Origin of the sequence: Nitrosomonas sp., from assembly GCF_043753625.1 — a bacterium.
GTDB lineage: Bacteria > Pseudomonadota > Gammaproteobacteria > Burkholderiales > Nitrosomonadaceae > Nitrosomonas.
The window spans coordinates 1-3,749 of sequence record NZ_JAYUWI010000102.1 but is presented as its reverse complement, the minus strand read 5'-3'; the positions used below and the strand labels follow the sequence as shown (position 1 = coordinate 3,749).

The 3,749-nt window shown below is 39.1% G+C and carries 2 protein-coding genes and 2 pseudogenes; 2 read left to right on the top strand and 2 right to left on the bottom strand.

Going from position 1 to position 3,749, the window contains the following annotated elements:
- Window positions 1-161: 161 nt before the first annotated feature.
- A pseudogene (locus tag ACH10T_RS09000) lies at window positions 162-1,329 on the bottom strand (IS3 family transposase).
- Window positions 1,330-1,397: 68 nt separating this feature from the next.
- Here ACH10T_RS09000 and ACH10T_RS08995 point away from each other — a divergent pair.
- Window positions 1,398-1,592 (top strand): annotated as a pseudogene (locus ACH10T_RS08995) (IS3 family transposase); the annotation flags it as partial.
- 391 nt (window positions 1,593-1,983) lie between these two features.
- Window positions 1,984-3,480 carry a hypothetical protein gene (locus tag ACH10T_RS08990; RefSeq protein WP_394808956.1) on the top strand — a complete coding sequence of 499 codons (1,497 nt, stop codon included), beginning with the start codon at window positions 1,984-1,986 and terminating at the stop codon, window positions 3,478-3,480.
- 59 nt (window positions 3,481-3,539) lie between these two features.
- Here ACH10T_RS08990 and ACH10T_RS08985 read toward each other — a convergent pair.
- The coding region (locus ACH10T_RS08985; RefSeq protein WP_394808955.1) for a hypothetical protein at window positions 3,540-3,749 on the bottom strand (210 nt) is incomplete at its 5' end.

The following is a 3,749-nucleotide window of genomic DNA, read 5'->3' as shown; positions in this document are numbered from 1 at the left end:
ACAGCTTTGTTTCCTGACAATAGGACAAATTCGTTCGTCATTCTGCACTTGCTCAATCAATTCTATGATCGTATCAGCACCGGCTATTCCTTCTAATCTTTCTCGAAGCTTGTCTCGCTGATTGCGGCTCTGAGGTGCTGTCAAAAATGGAGTCCATGTGTTTAAGCAGCGGCTAGATTTGCATAGTATCGCTGCGTAATTGTGCTGGTGACAGATAACCTAATCTTTCCTGCTTGCGCTGCCTGTTATAGAAGATTTCGAACTATTCGGTAATCTCCTGAATGGCTTGTTGCCGTGTTTTGAATCTCCGATGATGCACCAGTTCGGTTTTAAGTATCCCCCAGAAGCTTTCCATCGGAGCATTATCATAGCAATCACCTTTACGGCTCATTGGAACGATCTGCCAAATTGTTGTATAGATTCTGGTAATCATGCGCACAGTATTGGCCACCTCGATCTGAGTGAGCAATTAGCCCTTTATCCTTATGTTTACTTGCAGTTGCACGAAATAATGCCTGTATAACCAAGCTCTTTGTCATTCTCTCATTAATGGCATAGCCTACCAGCTCGCTATCAAATAGATCTTTTATTCCAGCCAAGTACAACCAGCCTTCATCCGTGGGAATATAAGTAATGTCACTGACCCATACTTTACCAGGTGCATTAACAGAAAATCCCCGGTTCAGAATATTGGGCGCAATCGGTAAATTATGTTTAGAATCGGTCGTCACCTTGAATTTTAGCTTTTGCTTACAACGCAAACCCAATTTCTTGCGCAATGTTCGAACGCGGTATGGCGTGGCTTGTACTCCGTGATCCGCCAAATCATGATGCAAGCGCTTCGCACTGCAGGCCTCTCGTGTACGTTGGTGCGCGGCCAGTATTTCTATTTCCAGCCTTGTATTCTCCCGCTTACGTTCACAAAGCGGGCGAGTTCTTTGGGCATGAAGCCGCTCTCGGAAACATTCAGTGTTCGACACATGTGCGCAACCGGATAGCTTCGTCGCATCGACTCAATCAGACCGTATCTCACCGTGACTCCTTAGCAAAATACGTCGCACACTTTTTTATAAAGTCACGCTCCATCTTCACTTCTGCTAATTCGCGTTTAACTCCGAGTAGCTCTAACTCAACTTCAGTCAGCGGCTTCTGATGCTTGCCTACTGTAGCGAGTTCTCCTCGTTTGTCAGCATAAACCCAGTTTTTTAGTGTCCCCTTGGGTAACGACAGACGTTTTGCTGCTTCAACCAGAGTCAATCCACTTTCTTTGAAAAACTTAACTGATTCCTTCCGAAATTCCTGACTATATTGTGTGCGGGGTAATTCCATCTTCATCCTCCATTTCATGTCTTCATTTTATGAAACTTCGGATTCCATGAGAATCAGCATACCTCAAGTTCAACAGCTTCAAGAACGAGCGAGTGCATGGACTACGTTATGAAACACGCGCAGAGATGGCTACCATGAGCTTCGAGTACATCGAGGTACTCTACAACCGGAAACGGCAGCACTCAACGTTAGGCTATAAATCACCAATGCGGTTTCTAAATGACTGGCTAATCACTCAACAGAAGAAAAAGCTGATAGCATAAAACTGTTCACCTATTGGAAGACGAAAAACAGAGGGAACCTCACTCAACGAAGTGGTCTTGTCATGATCCGCAGCACACACTCATTATCTCTTTGTTTGCTCGACTTGACCCAAAAGGTGTTTGTGGCGAGGAATAGGCTCTTGTAATGATGTTTATTTGAGGATTTGAAAGACAGCCGACGTGTTAACTTTTCATTGCTATATGGGTTTGCTATTATCACTTGTTGCACTTGATATAGACATGAGATTTCTTGGGAGTTAATCGAATAAAATGAGTACATCTGTGAATATTTGAACACACTAAATTCTTGAACAACTCTGAGATCTCAGCATTTTAATAGATAAGTTCACTAGTGACTATCCATTGTTTCCTCTAAGCGTATTTGATAATTATGATTCTTCAATATATTGAAAGCCGGCTGGCGATTATTGCAACCCTGTTACTCATAATAACTGTAGGTTTAATTAAAAGCCCTACTGTATTGGGGGGAGATCAATCCTTGTTTGTAGTTATTGCCCAATTATTAGATTCCGGAAAGGTACTTTATAAAGACTTATTTGACTATAAACAACCCGGTATTTTTTTATTTTATTTGGCAGCAGGCAAAACTATCGGCTGGAGTGATATCAGTATTCATTTATTCGAATTAGGATATTGGGTGTTATTTTCAGCTATTTTGTTTCATTCAATAAAAGAATACCAGCTTTTCCGATTAGACTATTTTAATGCTCTTCTACCCCTATTTATTGTTGGGGTATATTATTGTAACGCAACATTTTTTCAATTAACCCAATTGGAAGCGCTGATTAACTTCCCGCTATTCCTCATTATTTGGTTATTAGATAAAGCATACAAAACAGATAACAACCTATTTGCTACCTATTTGGCAATAGGTGTTCTAATCGGTATTGTGGTTTTAAGTAAATTAGTTTTTGCTCCGATCATTTTTTCGTTTCTGCTTATCCATTTCATATTCACAATTAAGTACAAGAACTTTAAGCACATCATTAATAAGCAATTACTTCCGATTATCCTAGGATTAATGCTCCCGGTATCGATTTTTCTAGGGTACATCTTTACTCATCAGATCGAAAATCTCGTTCTAGAAATTTTTTTTAAAATACCGACAAGTGTGATAGGCCTAACTGATCAAATCGATCCGAGTCGACTATATGGATCGATTAGCTGGTTTGGGAGAAAAATGATTCTGCTGGTATTATTGGCTGCCATTGCTTTTTTTCTTATTCCCAAAAAAGAATTTCATTTCTTCGGTTTAGTACTATCATGGGGTATTGTTGGTTTAGTAGTGATTCTCATGCAAAAAACCTCCTGGTGGTCATACCAGTTTCAGTTGTTGTATGTTCCGATCGGTTTATTAGCATTACTGGGTTTAGATTTTGTCCTTTATCATTTATTGCTCATAACAAATCCAAAAAGACAATTTATTGCAAATTTAATAGTTGTTGCAGTTGTAGCACTTGCTCTTAATAATCAAATTACTTCCCTTAAACAAGGAATAATGTCAAAGAATTATACAAAATTATCTAGTTTCGATTATGCAAAGGATGATGCTGTTAAAATCATGGAGGTGATTAAGCCAGAAGAGGCCATCTTTATTTGTGGGAACCCAAGAATGTACGTATTGACTTCCCATTTGCCGGAGTTAAGTACAAATGGTTGGATACTGGAGTATTATCTGGACTACCAGTGGGAAGCATTCTATGAAGAATTTAAAAATAAACCACCGGTATATTTATTTGTAAAAAATGATTATGACAAACTGATTGAATTAAAAATTGAAAGGCTTTGGGAATTAATAATCAACAACTATTCTGAATATGACATAGTTGAGAATGGAAAATGGTATAAAAAAAATTCGCAGCTATAAATCCCAATGCGGCAAGGATTAATAATAAATTTCCGACATTCGCAATTCTCAAAGTATCATTATTGTTGAGTAAGTTTTTTTACTACTGCCGAAATAGCTCGAGGTTGTAACCGGTGTGTTTGTATTTGATTCGCTGTGAGCGATGCTGACAAATTTCCGCTTACGATTGCGGCATTAGCAATGTCGGTTTCGATGTGTGTTGCTTTCTTACCCGACAAAATACCGGGATCGAGTGACAACGTATAATTTTTTGCTGCATTGGCTTGATT

Excerpts from the sequence above, each read along its gene's own strand:
- ACH10T_RS08990 (WP_394808956.1), top strand. The coding sequence starts at position 1,984 with ATGATTCTTCAATATATTGAAAGCCGGCTGGCGATTATTGCAACCCTG.